This window comes from Escherichia sp. 10290 (genome assembly GCF_030295155.1).
GTDB classification, from domain to species: Bacteria; Pseudomonadota; Gammaproteobacteria; order Enterobacterales; family Enterobacteriaceae; genus Escherichia; species Escherichia coli_F.
On record NZ_AP025741.1, the window covers coordinates 3,663,739 to 3,682,914 of the forward strand.

At 34.9% G+C, this 19,176-nt stretch carries 25 protein-coding genes and 1 pseudogene; 11 read left to right on the forward strand and 15 right to left on the reverse strand.

Features of this window, described 5'->3' with window-relative positions; all coding sequences use genetic code 11:
- Positions 1–201 precede the first annotated feature (201 nt).
- The 4 genes from QUE74_RS18535 to QUE74_RS18550 all read left to right on the forward strand — a co-directional run bounded on the left by QUE74_RS18535 (position 202) and on the right by QUE74_RS18550 (position 4,141).
- Entirely contained in the window at positions 202–1,431 is a 1,230-nt protein-coding gene (locus tag QUE74_RS18535; RefSeq protein WP_000065947.1) for an amino acid permease, read from the forward strand.
- 459 nt (positions 1,432–1,890) lie between these two features.
- Positions 1,891–2,523 carry a helix-turn-helix transcriptional regulator gene (locus QUE74_RS18540; protein ID WP_001354944.1) on the forward strand — a complete coding sequence of 211 codons (633 nt, stop codon included), beginning with the start codon at positions 1,891–1,893 and terminating at the stop codon, positions 2,521–2,523.
- A gap of 333 nt (positions 2,524–2,856) precedes the next feature.
- On the forward strand, positions 2,857–3,666 hold the full coding sequence (locus tag QUE74_RS18545) for a winged helix-turn-helix domain-containing protein (protein WP_001354945.1): 810 nt from the start codon (positions 2,857–2,859) through the stop codon (positions 3,664–3,666).
- Complete coding sequence (locus tag QUE74_RS18550) at positions 3,659–4,141, forward strand: YqeJ family protein (protein WP_000568331.1); 483 nt, start codon at positions 3,659–3,661, stop codon at positions 4,139–4,141. The genes QUE74_RS18545 and QUE74_RS18550 overlap by 8 nt, the downstream gene beginning before the upstream one ends.
- Positions 4,142–4,173: 32 nt before the next feature.
- Here QUE74_RS18550 and QUE74_RS18555 read toward each other — a convergent pair whose 3' ends face one another.
- Together QUE74_RS18555 and yqeK are read right to left on the reverse strand one after the other, a co-directional pair.
- Positions 4,174–4,254: a hypothetical protein gene (locus QUE74_RS18555; protein ID WP_072132081.1), complete on the reverse strand. Its 81-nt coding sequence runs from the start codon at positions 4,252–4,254 to the stop codon at positions 4,174–4,176.
- A 35-nt stretch (positions 4,255–4,289) separates the two neighbouring features.
- Positions 4,290–4,715 carry a protein YqeK gene (gene yqeK, locus QUE74_RS18560; protein WP_000350603.1) on the reverse strand — a complete coding sequence of 142 codons (426 nt, stop codon included), beginning with the start codon at positions 4,713–4,715 and terminating at the stop codon, positions 4,290–4,292.
- Between the two features lie 430 nt (positions 4,716–5,145).
- Here yqeK and QUE74_RS18565 point away from each other — a divergent pair, with 430 nt between their 5' ends.
- The 5 genes from QUE74_RS18565 (at position 5,146) to QUE74_RS18585 (ending at position 9,038) form a co-directional block, all read left to right on the forward strand.
- Positions 5,146–5,637, forward strand: a complete 492-nt coding sequence (locus QUE74_RS18565) for a hypothetical protein (RefSeq protein ID WP_000804513.1) — start codon at positions 5,146–5,148, stop codon at positions 5,635–5,637.
- 226 nt (positions 5,638–5,863) lie between these two features.
- Positions 5,864–6,355 carry a tetratricopeptide repeat protein gene (locus QUE74_RS18570; protein WP_000102383.1) on the forward strand — a complete coding sequence of 164 codons (492 nt, stop codon included), beginning with the start codon at positions 5,864–5,866 and terminating at the stop codon, positions 6,353–6,355.
- Between the two features lie 334 nt (positions 6,356–6,689).
- A complete protein-coding gene (ygeH, locus tag QUE74_RS18575) occupies positions 6,690–8,066 on the forward strand; it encodes a HilA family transcriptional regulator YgeH (protein WP_000362670.1) in 1,377 nt (458 codons plus the stop codon).
- A gap of 166 nt (positions 8,067–8,232) precedes the next feature.
- Entirely contained in the window at positions 8,233–8,451 is a 219-nt protein-coding gene (locus QUE74_RS18580) for a hypothetical protein (protein ID WP_000184104.1), read from the forward strand.
- Positions 8,452–8,534: 83 nt separating this feature from the next.
- On the forward strand, positions 8,535–9,038 hold the full coding sequence (locus QUE74_RS18585; protein WP_001239198.1) for a lytic transglycosylase domain-containing protein: 504 nt from the start codon (positions 8,535–8,537) through the stop codon (positions 9,036–9,038).
- Positions 9,039–9,055: 17 nt separating this feature from the next.
- Here QUE74_RS18585 and QUE74_RS18590 read toward each other — a convergent pair whose 3' ends face one another.
- The 7 genes from QUE74_RS18590 to QUE74_RS18620 all read right to left on the reverse strand — a co-directional run bounded on the left by QUE74_RS18590 (position 9,056) and on the right by QUE74_RS18620 (position 13,674).
- A complete protein-coding gene (locus QUE74_RS18590; protein ID WP_000516283.1) occupies positions 9,056–9,688 on the reverse strand; it encodes a LuxR C-terminal-related transcriptional regulator in 633 nt (210 codons plus the stop codon).
- A 222-nt stretch (positions 9,689–9,910) separates the two neighbouring features.
- On the reverse strand, positions 9,911–10,618 hold the full coding sequence (locus tag QUE74_RS18595) for a hypothetical protein (protein ID WP_001227544.1): 708 nt from the start codon (positions 10,616–10,618) through the stop codon (positions 9,911–9,913).
- Positions 10,560–11,141, reverse strand: a complete 582-nt coding sequence (locus tag QUE74_RS18600; RefSeq protein ID WP_001354948.1) for a type III secretion apparatus protein OrgA/MxiK — start codon at positions 11,139–11,141, stop codon at positions 10,560–10,562. Before QUE74_RS18600 ends, QUE74_RS18595 begins: the two co-directional genes overlap by 59 nt.
- 15 nt (positions 11,142–11,156) lie before the next feature.
- Positions 11,157–11,891, reverse strand: coding sequence for an EscJ/YscJ/HrcJ family type III secretion inner membrane ring protein (locus QUE74_RS18605; protein ID WP_000875228.1), 735 nt, complete (start codon positions 11,889–11,891; stop codon positions 11,157–11,159).
- Entirely contained in the window at positions 11,888–12,220 is a 333-nt protein-coding gene (sctI, locus tag QUE74_RS18610; RefSeq protein WP_000116717.1) for a type III secretion system inner rod subunit SctI, read from the reverse strand. Before sctI ends, QUE74_RS18605 begins: the two co-directional genes overlap by 4 nt.
- A gap of 19 nt (positions 12,221–12,239) precedes the next feature.
- Positions 12,240–12,479: a type III secretion system needle complex protein gene (locus QUE74_RS18615; protein ID WP_000796272.1), complete on the reverse strand. Its 240-nt coding sequence runs from the start codon at positions 12,477–12,479 to the stop codon at positions 12,240–12,242.
- A gap of 13 nt (positions 12,480–12,492) precedes the next feature.
- A complete protein-coding gene (locus QUE74_RS18620; RefSeq protein WP_001354949.1) occupies positions 12,493–13,674 on the reverse strand; it encodes a PrgH/EprH family type III secretion apparatus protein in 1,182 nt (393 codons plus the stop codon).
- A gap of 258 nt (positions 13,675–13,932) precedes the next feature.
- On the opposite strand from QUE74_RS18620, the gene QUE74_RS18625 reads away from it, so the two are divergent.
- Both QUE74_RS18625 and QUE74_RS18630 read left to right on the forward strand, forming a co-directional pair.
- Positions 13,933–14,433 carry a helix-turn-helix transcriptional regulator gene (locus QUE74_RS18625; protein WP_001195865.1) on the forward strand — a complete coding sequence of 167 codons (501 nt, stop codon included), beginning with the start codon at positions 13,933–13,935 and terminating at the stop codon, positions 14,431–14,433.
- 1 nt (position 14,434) lies between these two features.
- Entirely contained in the window at positions 14,435–14,728 is a 294-nt protein-coding gene (locus QUE74_RS18630) for an invasion protein (protein ID WP_000060687.1), read from the forward strand.
- A gap of 69 nt (positions 14,729–14,797) precedes the next feature.
- On the opposite strand, the gene QUE74_RS18635 is transcribed toward QUE74_RS18630, so the two are convergent.
- The 6 genes and pseudogenes from QUE74_RS18635 to QUE74_RS29485 all read right to left on the reverse strand — a co-directional run bounded on the left by QUE74_RS18635 (position 14,798) and on the right by QUE74_RS29485 (position 19,129).
- The gene (locus QUE74_RS18635; RefSeq protein WP_001284723.1) at positions 14,798–15,910 is read right to left on the reverse strand and encodes an EscU/YscU/HrcU family type III secretion system export apparatus switch protein; all 1,113 of its coding nucleotides are present in this window, start codon (positions 15,908–15,910) and stop codon (positions 14,798–14,800) included.
- Positions 15,911–15,918: 8 nt separating this feature from the next.
- Positions 15,919–16,686, reverse strand: coding sequence for a type III secretion system export apparatus subunit SctT (sctT, locus tag QUE74_RS18640; RefSeq protein WP_000503296.1), 768 nt, complete (start codon positions 16,684–16,686; stop codon positions 15,919–15,921).
- 1 nt (position 16,687) lies between these two features.
- The gene (locus QUE74_RS18645; RefSeq protein ID WP_000341004.1) at positions 16,688–16,948 is read right to left on the reverse strand and encodes an EscS/YscS/HrcS family type III secretion system export apparatus protein; all 261 of its coding nucleotides are present in this window, start codon (positions 16,946–16,948) and stop codon (positions 16,688–16,690) included.
- 9 nt (positions 16,949–16,957) lie between these two features.
- Positions 16,958–17,623, reverse strand: a complete 666-nt coding sequence (locus QUE74_RS18650) for an EscR/YscR/HrcR family type III secretion system export apparatus protein (protein ID WP_000071537.1) — start codon at positions 17,621–17,623, stop codon at positions 16,958–16,960.
- Positions 17,613–18,600 (reverse strand): annotated as a pseudogene (locus QUE74_RS18655) (YscQ/HrcQ family type III secretion apparatus protein). Before QUE74_RS18655 ends, QUE74_RS18650 begins: the two are co-directional and overlap by 11 nt.
- Complete coding sequence (locus QUE74_RS29485) at positions 18,560–19,129, reverse strand: SpaN/EivJ family type III secretion system needle length determinant (protein ID WP_001360946.1); 570 nt, start codon at positions 19,127–19,129, stop codon at positions 18,560–18,562. The pseudogene QUE74_RS18655 and the gene QUE74_RS29485 overlap by 41 nt, the downstream one beginning before the upstream one ends.
- Positions 19,130–19,176: the final 47 nt, after the last annotated feature.

A 19,176-nucleotide genomic window follows, 5' to 3' on the forward strand; every position in this document is an offset into this window, starting at 1 on the left:
ATCTTAATTGTTTAAAAAAAGTGATTTTTATCACAAAGGAAATACGCCTGACCAGCAGTCAGAGACATAACTGGCACGTAAGGTTTGCAACCACTAACCCACCAATAGAGAGGTAGAAAGGGCGTTAATCTCCCATACTTAACCTGGTTTATGGTAAATTGCCCTCCATTTTGTTTAATTTGTAGATGATACGTTCAGATAATGTCTAATATTTGGTCAAAAGAAGAAACTCTGTGGAGTTTCGCGCTCTACGGCACAGCCGTTGGTGCAGGCACGCTCTTCCTTCCTATTCAGTTAGGTTCGGCAGGGGCTGTGGTCCTGTTTATTACTGCTCTGGTCGCCTGGCCTTTAACATATTGGCCACATAAAGCCTTATGCCAATTCATCCTCTCATCAAAAACATCAGCAGGTGAAGGAATAACGGGCGCGGTAACACACTACTATGGCAAGAAGATTGGTAATCTGATTACCACGCTGTACTTCATCGCCTTTTTTGTCGTCGTGTTGATATATGCCGTGGCAATTACCAACTCACTTACGGAACAGCTGGCAAAGCATATGGTTATTGATCTTCGCATCCGTATGTTGGTGAGTCTGGGTGTTGTATTAATCCTGAATCTCATTTTTCTGATGGGACGCCATGCCACTATTCGGGTAATGGGATTTTTGGTATTCCCATTGATTGCCTATTTCCTATTTCTATCTATTTACCTGGTCGGTAGTTGGCAACCTGATCTATTAACTACCCAGGTAGAGTTCAATCAGAATACCCTTCACCAGATATGGATATCGATTCCCGTGATGGTTTTCGCCTTTAGCCATACGCCCATTATTTCTACGTTTGCCATAGACAGACGTGAAAAATATGGCGAACACGCTATGGATAAATGCAAAAAAATTATGAAAGTCGCTTATCTCATCATCTGCATAAGTGTACTGTTCTTTGTCTTTAGCTGCCTGCTTTCTATTCCACCTTCGTATATTGAAGCGGCTAAAGAAGAAGGGGTTACCATTTTATCGGCGCTTTCTATGCTGCCGAACGCCCCAGCATGGTTGTCAATTTCCGGGATTATTGTCGCAGTAGTTGCGATGTCGAAATCATTCCTGGGTACGTACTTTGGCGTTATTGAAGGTGCCACGGAGGTCGTCAAAACAACACTACAGCAGGTTGGTGTAAAGAAAAGTCGTGCATTTAACCGCGCACTATCAATTATGTTGGTATCGCTCATTACCTTCTTTGTTTGTTGCATTAACCCGAACGCGATTTCGATGATTTACGCGATCAGCGGCCCGCTCATTGCCATGATACTTTTCATCATGCCTACGCTGTCAACATATCTCATCCCGGCGCTTAAACCCTGGCGTTCCATCGGAAATCTGATTACGCTGATCGTGGGTATCCTGTGCGTATCGGTAATGTTCTTTAGCTAATATCCGTTGTGAATGGTTCAAAATTGCTACAATTTTGAACCATTCCAGTTTTCATAATGTTCATTTGTTATTATTCCGCTCTATCACTTCTCTCGTCAAATCCTAGTATTATCAGTTAGTTAAACACACAAAGAGATCTGAACATCTTAAATAAGACTATTTAAGATGCATAACTTAGATTCGCAAGATATCTTCTGGTCATTCAAAAACAATTTGCGATATAGATATTCTTATACCATGAGATAGTTATCTGAACCGTTCTCAACCATGCAAGATTAAATCAGTGAAACATAATCATATTTGATAACGAGAAATGCATTTTTAAATGCCTTACTCAGAATTATAGCAAATACAGATTAATCGCAATTTTTCCCAGCAAAATTACAAAATCATGGTGTATTGACATCATCAATAACCAATGAAATTATGCAATTATATACGGATAGGGAGGTTCTTAACATGGGGCTTTGTAGTCGTTATAAAAGTCTTACATGCAATAGTTGCTCAATGCATTGCCAAATAATGCCAGAAGAGTCACCGCGTTTGCAGTATTGCGCAAACTCGTGTTTTTGTATGTGGCCCGAAGAAAGTTCATATTTTAATCGTGGTGTGGTGGAAGGTATCTTAAAAAAAAACCACAATGCGAGATTAAGCGGATATATTTTTGTCGATTTTTCAGTAAGTTTTTTACGTCTATTCCTTGAAAAAGACTGGATTGACTATCTTGCAAGTACTGACATGGGGATTGTTTTAGTCAGCGACCGCAATATGCAATCGTTAGCTAACTACTGGCGAAAACACAACTCTGCAATATCTGCTGTCATATATAATGATGATGGTCTTGATGTTGCCAATGAAAAGATCAGACAACTATTTATTGGTCGTTATTTATCATTTACCAGAGGGAACACATTAACTCAGATGGAATTCACCATAATGGGGTATATGGTTTCTGGTTTTAATCCATATCAGATTGCTGAAGTTCTGGATATGGATATCCGTAGCATCTACGCGTACAAGCAACGAATCGAAAAGAGAATGGGTGGTAAAATAAACGAGTTATTTATTCGTTCACATTCGGTCCAACATTGATACTCAACAATCTGCCAGAATCATACTCTGCTTATACGGGCATCTATTGAAATGCCCGTATTTTATAAATAAGCAGTAACCCCAAGAGTAAACAACATGGTATTTAAAACCATCACACGAAAAATTCAGAAGCATTACGAAATATGAATTTACAAACAATAGTGGCGTAAATGTTAATCATGTTAATTTACGTAAAGTTTTACGTTGCGACATTAAAGCCTCATTTCAATCATTATGATAAATATAAAATTAATATATATTTATGCCGTAAATACCAATATACTTAGCAAACTATGTGATTTCCATTTCGATTGATTTAGTGTCTATTGACGTATGTACTGGATTATTAACGATAATATCGAGTTCTGGCCTGAGCACCGAAAATTAATATCGGTACATAACGCCGATCTTAACGTCGTTCTGACAACGCCAGCCAGTCGTTGTTTATCACTTCTACTTGAAGCTTTTCCTGATGTGGTTGCACAACAAGATTTTTTCACCAGAGTCTGGGAAGAAGAAGGTATGCGTGTGCCAACTAACACGTTATATCAGAACATATCCATTATCAGACGCGGATTTCGCGCTGTTGGTGATACCACCCACTCGCTTATTGCAACCGTGCCGAGAAGAGGATTCAAGATTCATAATGACATTAACATACAAAATCATGCAATAAACTCTTCAACAGACGCACATACACACAATACCCCACCTGCGGTAAAAGGTAATGCGGAGTACAAAGAGAGCATTGGTAGCGCAAACAATTTCAATAACAAAATCCTCAAACATATAAAAAGTTATCTAATTATGTTGAGCATATTTGCTATAGGCGTATATTCTGCACATTGGCTATGGAATAAGAATCAACCGAAGCCATTCTTCAAGGATTACAAGACTGTTGCGGAAATTAATGGCTGCCATTTTAATGTGACAGAAGATACAATTGATGGGTTGAAAGAGTTCGATAAATATAAGACACGGATACTGGATTCGGGGATTAACTGTAAAAAATATCCGTGGTTATACTTCCCTCTTGCAAAATCCTCACCAAGGATGATTGTTATGGCATGCAATAAAAACTATAACCAACATGAAGTGGCAGGCTGTTTAACCCTGTCTTACCGTGAGGTTAATCGTGATTGATTATAAAAAAAACTTATTATTTATTTTAGTTTTCATCAGTGGGTTTATTCTCTTCATTGTTTACTCTTATACTGCAGAAAAAATGATATATAATGAAACATGCACTGCAAATTGGGTAATTTTTAATGACAAGGGGCGAGCAAATCTTACCATCGACTTTATGTATAACCAAAAAAATAAAACAGGAACTGTTGCGTTGAGCGGAACCTGGCAACAAGGTAACAGAGAAAGTAAATCAATACGGCGAAATATTGAATACACATGGATTGAAAACTATGACACAGCCCATTTAACATCAAAGAAAGTTAATAAATTTGAGATCATGGATCAAGTCGATGATGATAGACTTGCAGAACTTATTCCTGATTTTTATGTCTTTCCAGAAAAAAGTGTAAGCTATAATATACTAAAGCAAGGTAAGCATGCTTTTATTTTGAGTATTGGTAACAGAGCAATCATGCATTGTGCAAGGTAAACTTAAATAGATAACAAAAAGATGGAACCTCGTTAATCATAAAACAATAAAATTAAATATGCTTGTAGTATATGCCAGTATAAAGCATCAAAGTTTTGATCAACATCTTTCATTTTAGACATCACCTTGCAATGTAAAATATCATGTATCAACAACATCTGGTGCAAATCCATGAGTCGAACTCAACATTCATCTTAGCTCTATTATTATTCCTTCGTACAGTCGATGTAAACAATACAGAAAGAGGATTATTAAGAACCAGTTTACTTAGTGAATCAATAGAGGAAAGGACTAACGTTTCTTTAAAAGAATTGATTTCATCATCTGTTAAACTAAACTCATCATTGACAGATCGTGAGATATAACTGTTTTTAACTTTACTCTTTACGTTGACTTTACTGACAGAATTAACATTCACATATCTTGAATTTAGTGCCCATGATGTTGTTTGCGTGAGAACCTTCTCAGCATTAAGGAATTTTTTTAACGGAATCCTTGGTTTCTTTTTCGAGTCCGAATTTACAATATCATGCATATAGACCATTTCATGAATCTGCGAAAACTCAATGTCCATTATATACCTCACACTTTTACCGTGACTCGATGTTATTGTTCAATAATCACCTTCCATCAATACTAAATTTAATACCCCTAATGTGCCGATAACAAATATAGTCATTCTACGTAACGTCTCCATAAGGTGATAACCTTGATCAAATGAATTTCAAAAATAATAAAAGGAAATCTTTTGAGATGTTTGTCACGAATAAAGCTATTTATGTTACCAATATCATTTCGAGTGCGCACACTATCTATCTGTTTTTTCAGGATATAAAAAGCAACATGTAAGTTATGTAAATTGCCGATGCTACTAAGTAACATTATGGTAAAAAAAGTAAAAATGAGCGATTTTTGATAGAATAAAGCATTAGAAAAGGTGATATTTGACATTATCAGAAGCTGCGAATTCGGATTTTGCTCTAATCAAATGAGAGAAATGTAAAATGAAGCCACGAAATATTAATAATAGCCTACCACTGCAACCATTAGTTCCTGATCAGGAGAACAAAAATAAGAAAAATGAAGAGAAATTCGTGAATCCAGTTAAAATTACGATGAGGTCTGGTTTAAATTATATTGAACAAGAATCTCTTGGAGGAAAATATCTAACACATGATTTGTCAATAAAGATAGCGGATATTTCTGAAGAAATAATTCAGCAAGCAATATTATCTGCTATGAGCATATATAAATTTCCGATAACAGATGATTTAATGAGTATGGCTACAAATGAACTCATAAAACTGGCCAAAATAGAGAATAATTTAGACCTGAATAAATTCTCTACTATATGCACCGATGTACTATCCCCCCTCGTCATCAGACATAATAAAGAAAAAAAACCAGACGACTTACGACCCTTCGCAAAAATCCCCTTTTTAATTTTCATCGAAAAAATGGAAATTGATAATATGAATCAAGGTCATGCATATTAAGGCATTTATGAAATATCGTAAATAAGATAACTAATAAGGTGAATATTAGCAAAACAACTAATGACATTATTGGTTTATAGTGGTCAGTATTTTTACTAATAATGAACCAATATACCCATAAGCAATGCAAGCTTAAAACTCATAATTCAAAAAAGATAAATACATAAAAATTAATGAGTCAATCAATAATAATTTAGCATCACGAAACACATCACAGAGGAATATTATGAGCACAGATACACTTGAAATATTCAATAACAGTGATGAATGGGCAAGTCAACTAAAACACGCATTATCGCAAGGAGAAAATCTGGCATTACTACATGGATTGACTCCTGATATCCTTGATAGAATATATGCATATGCATTCGACTACCATGAAAAAGGTAATATAACGGACGCAGAAATTTATTATAAATTTCTGTGCATTTATGCGTTCGAAAATCATGAATATCTAAAAGGTTTTGCATCAGTATGCCAGTCAAAAAAGAAATATCAACAAGCATATGACCTTTACAAACTAAGTTACAATTACTCCCCGTATGATGACTATTCAGTTATTTATCGTATGGGTCAATGTCAAATTGGGGCTAAAAATATCGATAACGCAATGCAATGTTTCTATCATATTATTAACAATTGTGAGGATGAAAGTGTTAAGAGCAAAGCGCAGGCATATATTGAACTCTTAACTGATAATTCAGAAGATAATGGCTAAGCATTACAATCTTTTGGTTAAAATTGCTGGTTATAGTGCAGTTAACCACTATGACCAGCTTCTCTTATGTTTTCTTAAATCAACATCTTAAAACAGTTAAGAACACACTATAAATTATTATTTTTCAACGCGTTAGAGAACAATCTATTTTATCAAAATTGAATAAGGCTATTTCAGATTACATCACTGAATTCCTAAGATAAATTAGTGAACACAACCATAGATATGTCGAATGTAAACTCCTATAGCATTAATGACACATAAATATGAATAGCCACTATTTCTATTGCTTATGCAGGATGCAAGAAACCAATTTTTTCATAGAGGTTAACTAATGGACTTAGAAAATAAATTCTCATATCATTTTCTTGAGGGATTAACGCTCACGGAAGATGGAATTCTTACTCAAGGAAATGAGCAAATTTATATTCCACCGAAAGAGTTAGGAGTATTGATCGTATTACTTGAATCCGCTGGTCATGTTGTCCTGAAAGATATGATCATCGAATCAGTATGGAAAAATATTATTGTAAGTGACGAGTCCCTGACAAGATGTATCTATTCTTTGCGCTGCATTTTTGAAAAAATTGGCTATGATCGTTGCATAGAAACAATCTACCGGAAAGGTTATCGTTTCAGTGGACAGGTTTTCAAAACTAGAATAAATGAAGATAACACTTCAGACTATTCCATAGCTATATTTCCTTTCACCACTTCATTGAATACCCTGGATCCATTAATACTTAATCAGGAATTAGTGCAAAACATTTCAAATAAAAAAATCGATGGCCTTTATGCCTATCCGATGGCTGCGACAAATTTTTGTAATGATCACATATCGCAAAATTCATTTTTGAGAAGATTCAAGCCAGATTATTTCGTTACAGGAAGAATAAACCAGAATAACGCGGTGAAAACTTTATACATTGAACTGATCGACGCTAAAAATCTTTTCCTCATCGCCAGTAATCATCTTCCTGTTGATGAACTACATAACACATCACAATTTATTATAGATAATATCCTTCAAACGGTACATAATCCAGAGCGTTCTGTAAGATTAGCTAAACCGGATCAAGGTTACAAGAATCATTATTTATCAGATGAACTGTTGGCTGGTAAGAAAGAACTTTACGAGTTTACTCCTGAAAGCATTTACAGGGCTATGACTATATTTGATGGATTACAAAATAAAAGTGATATACAGACGCTAAAAACAGAATGTTATTGTCTGATAGCGGAATGCCATATGTCTTTGGCACTTCATGGAAAATATGAACTTGAACTTGCTGCTCAAAAAGCATTAGAGCTTTTACATTATGTATCAGACATAACCAATGTCGATGGAAAAATTTTAGCTATTATGGGACTGATAACTGGCCTGTCTGGACAAGAAAAAGTATCTCATATCTTATTTGAACAGGCTAAGATACACACAACTGATATAGCCTCTCTCTACTACTATAGAGCACTTGTCAACTTTCATAATGAAAGAATTGAAGAGGCAAGGATTTGTATAGACAAATCACTACAACTCGAACCCAGAAGACGAAAAGCAGTTGTGATAAAAGAGTGTGTAGATATGTATGTGCCTAACCCACTCAAAAGCAACATGAAACTCTACTATAAAGAAACTTCGAGTGAAAGCCATCGAGTTATAATTGACAACATTTTGAAACTAAAGCAACTGACGAGAATTTGTATGCGATAAATCTTTATTGTCGCAATTTTATTGTTTAGATGTATGCAACTAGTTATTTAAACAACAGAGATGAAAATATCTAAGATATTTACCTTATTGCAATATATATCAAATACTCTAGATTAAAAAGTATTGTGTATAGGCTATTGGCCTGGACAAATAAAAAGGGAACTTTATGACTAATCCAATCAATATGAATAATTTTTCTCAAAGTTTAAATATAGCAACTGCAACGGGTGATGAAGTAGTTTCATTAGATAAACACATCACCACCAGTGCTACTGATACAGATCAAATACAAGCATTTATAGTTTCAACATGGATGGCATCTTTTCAAAATGATATGTATTCGAAAGATAATCCTATCTCTCCTTACTATGAACTGGAATGGTAGACAATTGACCACTTAAATGTTTAACGAGATACTGATTATATTAGTATCTCGTTCCTTTCCTTCAATCCTACACATAAAAATATATGCGCTTACCCAAAGTTAAAATCTTATCCATCTTCATGTTTTCTATATTAATTACAAAAATGTCTTTCGCCAGTAGCGCTTGCTTTAATGAAGCAGGATCAATTTTCAGAATCGAACCAAATTTGATCAAAGCTATCGCTCTTGTTGAAAGTAATTTAAAAAATGATAGCATCGGCAAGAACAGGGATAAGAAAAACAATATAAAGAGTTTTGATTATGGTTTAATGCAGATAAACCAGATGCACATTCCCATGTTAAAAAAACGTGGAATAATAAAAGATGAACGAGATTTGTTAGATAACCCCTGTCTGAACATTAAAATAGGGACCGAGATTTTATATAATCATTTTTCACGTTGTGGGGTAACGTGGCAATGTCTGGGGACTTATAACGCGGGTTTTGCAATGGAAAACCAAAAAAAGAGGCTGCAATATGCAAAAAAAATATATGTTGTATATACCAGACTTAATGAAATAGACAAGCGTAAGGCTTTAGCAAAATGAGCCTAAAGCCTCTTTTTTTATATAGTGCAAACACCCATACGTAAAGCTGTTTTGATCAACTCGATACCACTGTGAACATCTAATTTCTTCATGATATTGAGTCTATGAGTTTCGACTGTTTTCCTGCTTAACTGCAAGAAATTAGCGATTTCTTTGTTTGTTTTTCCATCAGCTATGAGTTGTAGTATTTCAGACTCACGATTTGTAAGTTGATTATCAGAGGAATATCTTGAAGATATTTTTTCACAATCCATATGTACACTATCAAAATAAGTGTAACCATTACTAATCGAATCAATAGCGCGATTTAGTTTCGCCGGGTGACTGGTTTTCCATACGCATCCTTTCGCACCGGCTTCAAGCAATTTTATTGAATCAATATACGGCATTTTTGCTACAAATGTAATAATATGAGCATCTATTTTATGCGATTTAACCCATTTTATGAGTTCGGACCCCATCATTCCACCTGCAAATTCTCCTAAAATAAATATTTGGGCTGCAGATTTGTTACACTCCGCTATAGCTTTCTTCAGATCTTTATAGCCCCCAACAACCTCATATAAATCGGGATAATGTCCGAGAAATCCAATTATCCCATCAATCATAAACGGCTGCTGATCTGAAACTACAATTTTAATCTTTCCCATATATTCATCCTGAGTGTAAATGCTATAACGCATTCATTTATAATCATCCCTTCCATTATTATTATAAGCAAAATCCAAAGAATACATTGATGAAATAATAATGAAATATAATTAAAAATAAAATTTTTGTGTAAGCAAAATAAGACCAGTGTTGAAAAATCATTAGGCGTTTAAAATATTAGAATTAGATTATATTCAAGTCATTAAACCGGAGACAGTGATCTATAAGTCCTCTGGGTTCTTCAAATCAGAGTTATTCATAGCCAAAGAATCTATTTCACACATTCTTTCAACTAAATAATGTCTGGCATGTTCACAGATTTCATTAACCTTATCAGGGGAAAAACAGTGATTGCTAATTAAATATTGCTCACAATTATCCACAAATTCCTGCGGACTAAATTCAGCAATAAATTGATCTGTAAAAAAAATAAAACGTTTGTCATCATGATATGAAATATGGACATTCCATATTGACTTGTCGACAAAATATGACTCTACTTCAATAGACTTATCTTTGAAACTGGTAGGTATATAGAGATTTAAAGGGCCTGATATTGACGGTAATTTTGTTACCCAACTTTCAAAAAGTTTGATAAAAACTTCAACTTCCTCTGAAGATTTTAACAATATGCTCTTCAGATCGTTTATCATGTTTATTCTGTTTTTTTCTAATTCTGAGCTCAGCAAACTTATCAAGGGTATAAAATTATCCATCACATCAATAATGCCTTTCGCATAGCCATCATAATAACCTTGAATAACTTTTTCTTCTCTCTTTTCCTCAATACTCTGAATTTTTGCGGTGGTTTCAAGAAGGATCTGTTCTTTTAGAGAGACTATTTCTTTCAATCCATCAGAAATTATTCTTTTAATCACAACACCATTTGCAGGAGAGTTTATCAAGCTCATCTCTATTTTTTTTCGCATAAAATGTAATTCTCTCCAAAAGAGTAGACGCAAGTGGTAACGGCAATTGTATGTGGTCAACAAAATCAGGAAATAATAAATTAAATCGTTGCTGCATTGCCAACGGTTGTTGCCTTACATAGGGCAACAACGTTGAAAAACCACATGTGATGATATTCTGATAGTTAACGATGCCAAGTTTATATCGTGCCTTTTCATTTATTTCCACCGGTATCGCTGATAAATAATTCCTTAGCACATCAGGAACCTTGTAAAAAAATCCCCGTTCTGCAAACCTTTCTCGATAAAAGTGACAACCACTGAGTAAACAGATCAATGGAAATAATTTCCAATTGTTTATGTAGTAAATAAGTGAACTATTCAGACTGAAATGCTCAACTGAAAGATTGTACTGTAGGAGTATCATTTCATTGGTAATAGATCTAAGTACCGGATTGCTAATACGTGCATTATTCAAACTTACTCGTTGAGGATGAATATAACTAATTGGATCATATATAATCTTTCTTAGGGCAAGATTCATAACGTTCTCATATGTCTACTTATTTTTTAACCTGATTAAATTAGTTAGAATAGCCCTGTACTTCCATAACAGCCAGCAAGTCGCAATGGACATTAATGCAAGTAAGATAGAAACCGGCATAGTCTTATCATAAGCAAAAACAGGTTCGTTAATTTCATATGTTGGTGCTTGTTCAATAATATCTCTTCGTTTTGACAATACGACTGAAATATTCTCATATTGTACGCTTGCAAAGCTATTAACAATAAATCTCTTAATGTCATTTATTTTTATTTCTGGATTGATATCTTTTTCATATACAGCAAGTACAGAAATATGAATTGGTAGAGCAGTTTTGCCACTATCACCTGTATCAACATCGTAACTAACATGTACTCTTGAAGAAACAATGCCATCCATAATTTTGAGAGATTGCTCTAAACGCTGTTCAATAGCAGAATACAATCTTGCTTTTTCCGCTCGTGGAGAGGAAACGAGTGCATCTGCAGGGAACATCTGCGATATTTGAATATCAGGCTTACCCGGGAGATTGTAGATTTTTAGCCAATCCACCGCAGAAGCAAAATCCGTTGGTTCTACATAGATTGAAAATCCAGTTTTGCCTTGATCCTTCTTCTCAGCATTAATATTATGTCTTTGTAAAACAGCAAGGACATCATTAGCTTGCTGTTGATCAAGATGGTTCAGTAATTCCTGCTGCTTGCAACCGCACAACAGCAGGATAAACAAGAATAATGATATATATTTCATGAGCGAGTCAACGTCTCAACTGCAGCGACAATTTTTCTTGCTAATGTTCCCACCAATGAAACCTCGACATTATAATTAAGCACATGATCCTGCAAGACTAATAATTTTTCAGGAGTTAACCCCTTTTTATCAGACCTTAATGCTTGTAACGCATTTTGCTGCCAATTTTCAGTTTGTACCGCATAGTTAGCAAAAGCGGAGATCATTTTATCATCCGGGTTATCAAGATTGAGAACCCGGTCATTTAAATCAATAACTTTCGCTTGCTGTATTTCATGAGCAGTTGATTGCTCAGCTCTATCAATAGGTGGCATATTGCTTACTGACATAATAAAATCCTTATCCAGTTTAGCGGAAGTTTTGTATGATTGCCGAATCAAGATCTTTATACGCTTTTACAACGTTAGATTGCGCATTTCGATATAATGTATACTCAGCTAATGCACTCTGATATTCGGCAAGGAATTTCGGGTCGGAAGGATTGGTTGCTAAATCCTCCAACGCCTTTTCAACTTGTTGGTTAAGATCATCAACGCCCTGATCAAATTGTTTGCTGATATCCATAATATAACCATTCCAATCTGCCATAAGTCCTCCTCAATTATTCCTGAAATGTCCACTTGCTACCTTGAGACTTCTCGAATCGGTTATCTCCGTAGCTAAATGAACTATTGTTTGTGTCCTGATTTTTCAAATTCACATTAAATCTTACATATTGTTTACCCCATTGTTTATAATATTCGTCAACATAATTATTAATTTTATTTAATTCACTGTCGCTTAACGTACCAATGATATTGAAATATACATTGTTAGCTGTTTTATATTTTTCATAAGAAAGACCTATTGCCGACAATGTTTCAATTGCCTGACTTTCCAATACATTATCATCTAATACCGCAATACTTATATTGCTGGCATATGGCATAGTTTGCAGTAATCCTTTAATAAGATTATCGATTAGTTGCTGTGTGATAGCATTCCGTTGCTTACTCACTGTCAGTCTTGGATTACTGGCATCTAATAGCTGTAGTTTAAAATATTGTAGATCTGGGAAATTATCAGCAAGCCATGAAAAAATTCGTATCGATTCATCATCAGGATTTATCACCCGTACTGGCTTTCCTGGTTGATTTTTTTCCAGTGCTTGTTTGACCCAGACAGCTTCATCCAAACTATTGGTATTGATATAGATGACATGATCCCTACCATATAAAATTTCATAATTTCTATTTTTGTTTACAAGAATTTTATCGATATGTCTCAGCTGCGGATCATTACTGGCATTGACAATATAAAAAGCTATAAAAATGATAGCAAAAAGAAAAAATAGCGTTACATATTTAAACAGCGTACTACTAAAGAAATGTTGTCTTGTTGAAGTAATGTTATTTTCAACAATACCTGGTATTGAATACTGCCAAACTTCATTTTTTCCTTTTACAGCAAATTTGAGGCCTAAAACTTCTATTTGCTGATTCAATGTTAACGTTCTATCTTCAGGTTCTTGTGCTGTTAATTCTCTGATTGTTACAACCAGATCAGGGTCGGTAGTGATTATTACCTCAAAACTGCCTGTAAGCTCTCCATAAGGAATGACTATCGTATTCTCTGGTAACTCAGAAAAAGAATCACTTCTTCCTAACGAAACATCATTACCAACGATAACGAGTACACGCCCATTAAGTATTTCATACTCGCATCCATTCAATGGTCCGCTCAATAAACGAATGGCATAAGATTCCAATAAGTCTTGTGATAAGAATTTATCATTATTTCCCATGAATACCACCCGCTAATTCCATAAGCTCTAGTTTAGAGTAGTGTAACAAGACGGAAATTTCATGACCAAATTATGATGACACACAATAAAAAGATTATAATTTTCGAGAACCATTTTAAATGCCTACATACATAACTTTATTTGCAATTTAAGGTATTCACCCTATTCCCTCATTGATATGCAAATATAACAATTACCATTATTTTAAATTTTACACGTAATATTTACCCTAAATGATTTTAGAGTGCAGGTTGGCATATGCAAGTCTTTTCCAGTGATGTCTACTTCACTGTAGGCACTAATGCATTATTAGCATCCCAAAAGGAATATTACAGCGATTTGGTTGCGTTGGTTGATCTTGGACATTCGTTCGTTGTTATTGATGAGCACCAACATCGAAATCTCAAACCAAATACAGAACCTGTAAACACCCTTTTGAGCAACAATTTCATCAGGATCAATAAGAATATTACATTATCTGATTTAACGCATTTCCTGGTTTCGAATCTTCATACACAAAATGTGTATTCCACTCAAGAACCACTTACCCATGATGAGATAGATATCCTGCGGTTATGTGTTTCTTATTCGTTAAAACAAATAGCCATTATCAAAGGAATTGATTATAAAACAGTATCATATCACAAAATAAGAGCCCTAAATAAACTTAACATAAAAGGTACTGTTGAGTTGTTTATAGCACTCTGTGAATGGGATAAACATTATTTTAAACTCCAATCTTGCATAAGAGAAAGTTGATATGTCATTAGTAAGATATAATAGTAAAATCATAATAACTGTCGCGCTGATATCGTTGCTCTCTGCATGCACCAGAGAAAATTCATTAAAGGATACTCAGAATAAAAGAAGTGGCGAATCTCAAGCGATAGTAGATGCAAGACAGTTCTTTAGCGAACACCCGGAATATATATCATCAGCAGAACTAGAGCAGAAACTATATCGCGAATTTGCACAGGTTACGACTGTTCCAGCTTATAAAGAGATGAGTATGTATCAATTGCTTGTCATTTCGCAAGATCGTTTAACACATTAAATAAGAATCTACACGCTTTTTGCGTGTAGATTCTTATAAATTTCCGACTATGATAGATGTTTAATTTTTTTAATTATTGTCTTTATTCTCACTTTTTGTGTCTTCACCTTCTTTGAATTTATCTTCTGAGGGGAGCAGTTCATCTGGAATAGGTTGTCCAGCATTCTCCACATCTTCAAGCCACAGCAGAAGACGCAAGATCTCATCTATATTTTCGAAGCTAACATAATCGTAGCGACGATGGGTAGCATAAATTTTTCGTGCTAATTTTTTATCTGTAATAATTGGTATTCCGATTTCTTTTGCATATTTCCTTACGGCTAATGCGACCTCATTAGTTTCTCTTACAGAAATCAATGGTATAGGTGACAGATGTGGCTTAAAGTATATCCCTATGGCAATGTGCGTAGGGTTGGCAATCATCAGACGGCTATTACTGACATCAGATTTCAATTGCTCTGACAGAATTTCTTGATGGCGTTCTCTGCGTTTAGACTTAATTTCTGGATTTCCTTCTTGTTCCTTGTATTCTCTTTTAACTTCTTGTTTATCCATTTTCATATCTTTCATAAATAAAAAATACTCAGCGATAAAATCAAATATTAGAACAATTATCATACTGCCGAGACAATATAGTATGAGAAGGAATAGCATCTCTCCCCAATCTGATAATAAAGATATGATATCTCCATCAAGAGTTTTAAAAAGCAGTGATTTATGGTTACTCCAAAATACTTTGATCGCCAATGCAAAAAAAATAATATAAAGTATTGCTTTGACAAATTCTTTTACGGTTTTTAAGCCAAATATACGTTTTAAGCCATTTACTGGATTTAATGAATCAAACTTAAACTTAATAGCTTCAGTTGCTAATTGCATTTTACTTTGAAACCATGAGACAAGTATTGTTGTAAACATGCAAACCAGCAAAAAAGGAATGATCGTTTTCAACCAACCTATCCCCATAGCTTTAAAATAGTCCCAAATATCCGGTTTAGCGTTATGATCAAGGATGTATTCAAGAATCGACATAATATGATGCACATCAAATACATATCCGAGATATAAAGTGCCCACAAGCATTATTACAGAGACTGTTAAGTCTCTACTTTTTAGAATTTGCCCTTTTTTAGAAGCATCCTGGAGTTTCTTTTGTGTTGGCTTTTCAGTTTTATTTGCCATGAAACACTCTATTTATCAATGTATAATTGCAATTGTTCTGGGAAGAAGGATAACGGCATAACTCGTTCAGCCAGTATTGGGCCAAAATAAATAATTAATATTAAAAATGCCAGCGCACTTTTGACAGTCAGTGAGATGGCAAAAGCATTTAGTTGTGAAGCATAGCGTGCCAGCAATCCCAGGACAGCTTCACCGCCCAGCATAACCGCAATCACGGGGCTTGCGTAAACGATAGTATGAGTCATTATATTATTAATATATGAGAATAAAGGCTCTAATTTAGGAAAATTAAAATTTCCTGAAGGCCATAAGTTATAACTTTGCCATAGAGTCTCCAGAATAAAGTTCAATCCACCGTTAGTAAGATAAACTGCTGCAGAGAAAAGGTTAAATAATCTTGCTAATTCCGATGTATCGACACCTGTAGCCGGATCCAAAGTACTACTTAACGTTGCACCACGTTGGTTATCGATAAAGCTGCCTATAGCAAGGAAAATCCAAAATGGGGATGCTAATAAGCAAGCAATAAACAACCCTATGATAATTTCTCTGGCAGCAAACAAAGCGATATCTATTTCATTTAGGGTAGATAATTCATAGTGGTAATGCTGAACTAATGCACATGATACCACTATTATTATTGGATGACGGACTACTGTTGGTATATTCCCGCTGGCGAAAAATGGTAACAAATAGAAAGTTGGTGCCAATCGGCAAAAACCGAGCGCTGTAGCAGCCAGCAGACTATGCAACTGATAGAGTATCGCCTCCCCCATGCTATCCTCTCGCGAATGCTAAATTAAGCATTTCGATACCAAACGAATATAATTTTTCACCATACCATCCGCTCATTAAAAAAAAGCAAATACTTACGCACAATAATTTGACGCCAAATGGCAAAGTCTGTTCTTGCAACTGTGTTACCGTTTGAAAAAGCCCTACCAATAAACCAACAAATGTCGCAACTGCAATAGGTCCTGCAGACATAACTAAAATCAGATACAGCGCCCTATTCCCCGCAAAAACAATGTCGTCCATATTTTTTCCTCAGGGATTAATGGATAGGTCAAAATATTGTAAAATGAGTCCTTTCGATAACATTGTCCAACCGTCCATCGCGACAAACAGAATTAATTTTATCGGTGTAGATATGGTTACCGGACTCATCATCATCATACCTAACGTTAACAGAACGCTGGATATAACCAGATCAACTACAACAAAGGGTAAATAGATATAGAAACCTATAATAAATGCACTTTTTATCTCACTTAACGCATATGCCGGGAGTAACGAGAAAATTGAAATATTCTCATCATCGATTATCTCTTCATTGTCTTCAGAACTATTCACCTTCTGAATCTTTTCAAAAAAGCTAACCAACTCCGGTTCAGAATATTTTATCAAATATGATTTATAACCACTCATGCCTGTCTCAACAAAATTAACAACCGACGCTACATTATTGAATGAAAGATTCTCATTCTGACTGTTATTATATATTTCCTTCCCAACCGGCATCATTACGAACATTGACAATAGCAAAGCTACTCCATTAAGTGTCATATTTGATGGCACTTGCTGAAGTCCCAGTGCGTTTCGGACAATAACAAAAACAATCGAGAATTTAATAAAACATGTTCCGGATGCTATTATAAACGGCAATAGTGTAAATAATGATAATATCGCTATCAGCGAAATACTATTTGACATTATTATTCCCTGATAACCAAGAATGAATTTCTACGCCCAATTTATCATCCACTTCAACAAGTTCGCCATAGCCAGTTAGCGCGCCATTTACACGTATCTCTATATTTTTCTCAGCTTCAGGAAGCAAAGATATAATTCTTTTTGCACAGAGATCGTCTATTTCATATAGATTCATTATTTTCTTTCCAAGAACAAACTCAATTTTTACAGGCAAGTCTTCAAAACTATTAATCTGCTGATAGTCATTTTCATCATTAATCTCGATTTCGCTTTTTTTGATATCAAAGTCATCTGTTTCAAAATCTTCCTCGTACTCAAAATGATCAGCCATTTTTAACTCCTCTGGATAAATCAGATCACAAATCTTTGTATTATAAATAACCGCATAAGCAAAATTATCTGAAATTAATAAAACATCACCAACTTCAATATCAACAATGGTTCTGTAACATATTTTACTAAATCCAATTACAAAATGAATGGGCCAATATAATGTTTTTTTGTCTAGCGTTAGAGCGTTTTCGTATTGGCAGACCGTGACTTTATCTAACCAAACATTTAATTCCCCTGTCCATATTCTTATTAGTGGTTGAGCTGGACTCAATACTCCATCAAATACTTTACCTACACACAAACGATTATATTTTAGTTCAGGATACTTTAGATTTAACGGGGTACTAGATAAACTGAGCCATTCCACTATTAACCTTTCCGTTTCTGGCATTAAAGCCATCCCAGCGAGCTCGGCAGAAATTAAGGGAAATATTTCTCGAAGTAACACCCATCCAGACCAGCTGCCGCTCTCTTCTGCTATCGGTAGCCATTTGGCGCTAAATTCGGGCATTAATAACGCAACATCTTCACCATTTTCTTTCCAGTTTTGAAAAGTGGTTTCAAAGGAATGAGTGTTTCCATTTACTTTTCTCAGACCGAACATTAACTTTCGTCCTTCTGATCGTTTTCGAATTTACCTTCATTTTCTTGCTCATCATGAGGCTGATGTCGTTGCCCTTGTCGTTCATCTTGCTCAGTCAATACCCAACGTTGTGCTGTAACATCATTGTGTTGGGCTTCATGGAGTCTGTCGGAGACAATCGTGTCTGATGGTTTTAGTCGTATCCCTTCACTACTTTCCAGAATCCGAACTGTATGATTCTGTCCCCAACGCTGAAACTGATATGTCAATTCATTTTCGGGTACATTGGCACTATTAACAGAATTATTTATATCATTCTGATTGAGCGTATGAACATTCCTTTGCTTTTCGATATGTTGAGTAAACATGGTTTTGTTATCAGCAAACCTTCTTTCGTTAGTAATATCTAATAAATGGGCCTGCTCTCCATTTTTTTTGTCTCCATCGCGATATTTTTTTTCACGCTCTTTATTATTACTGTGGTTTTGAACCGTGATTTTTTCTGTATGGATACCATTATGGATTCCCCCCTTAAATTGTATCGTTTTATCAGATAGTTCAGAATTAAGACCCTGATCTCGTGAAGTCATATTGAGGACTTTCTTTGTAGAAAGTTGCTCTATTCCATTTGTTTGCA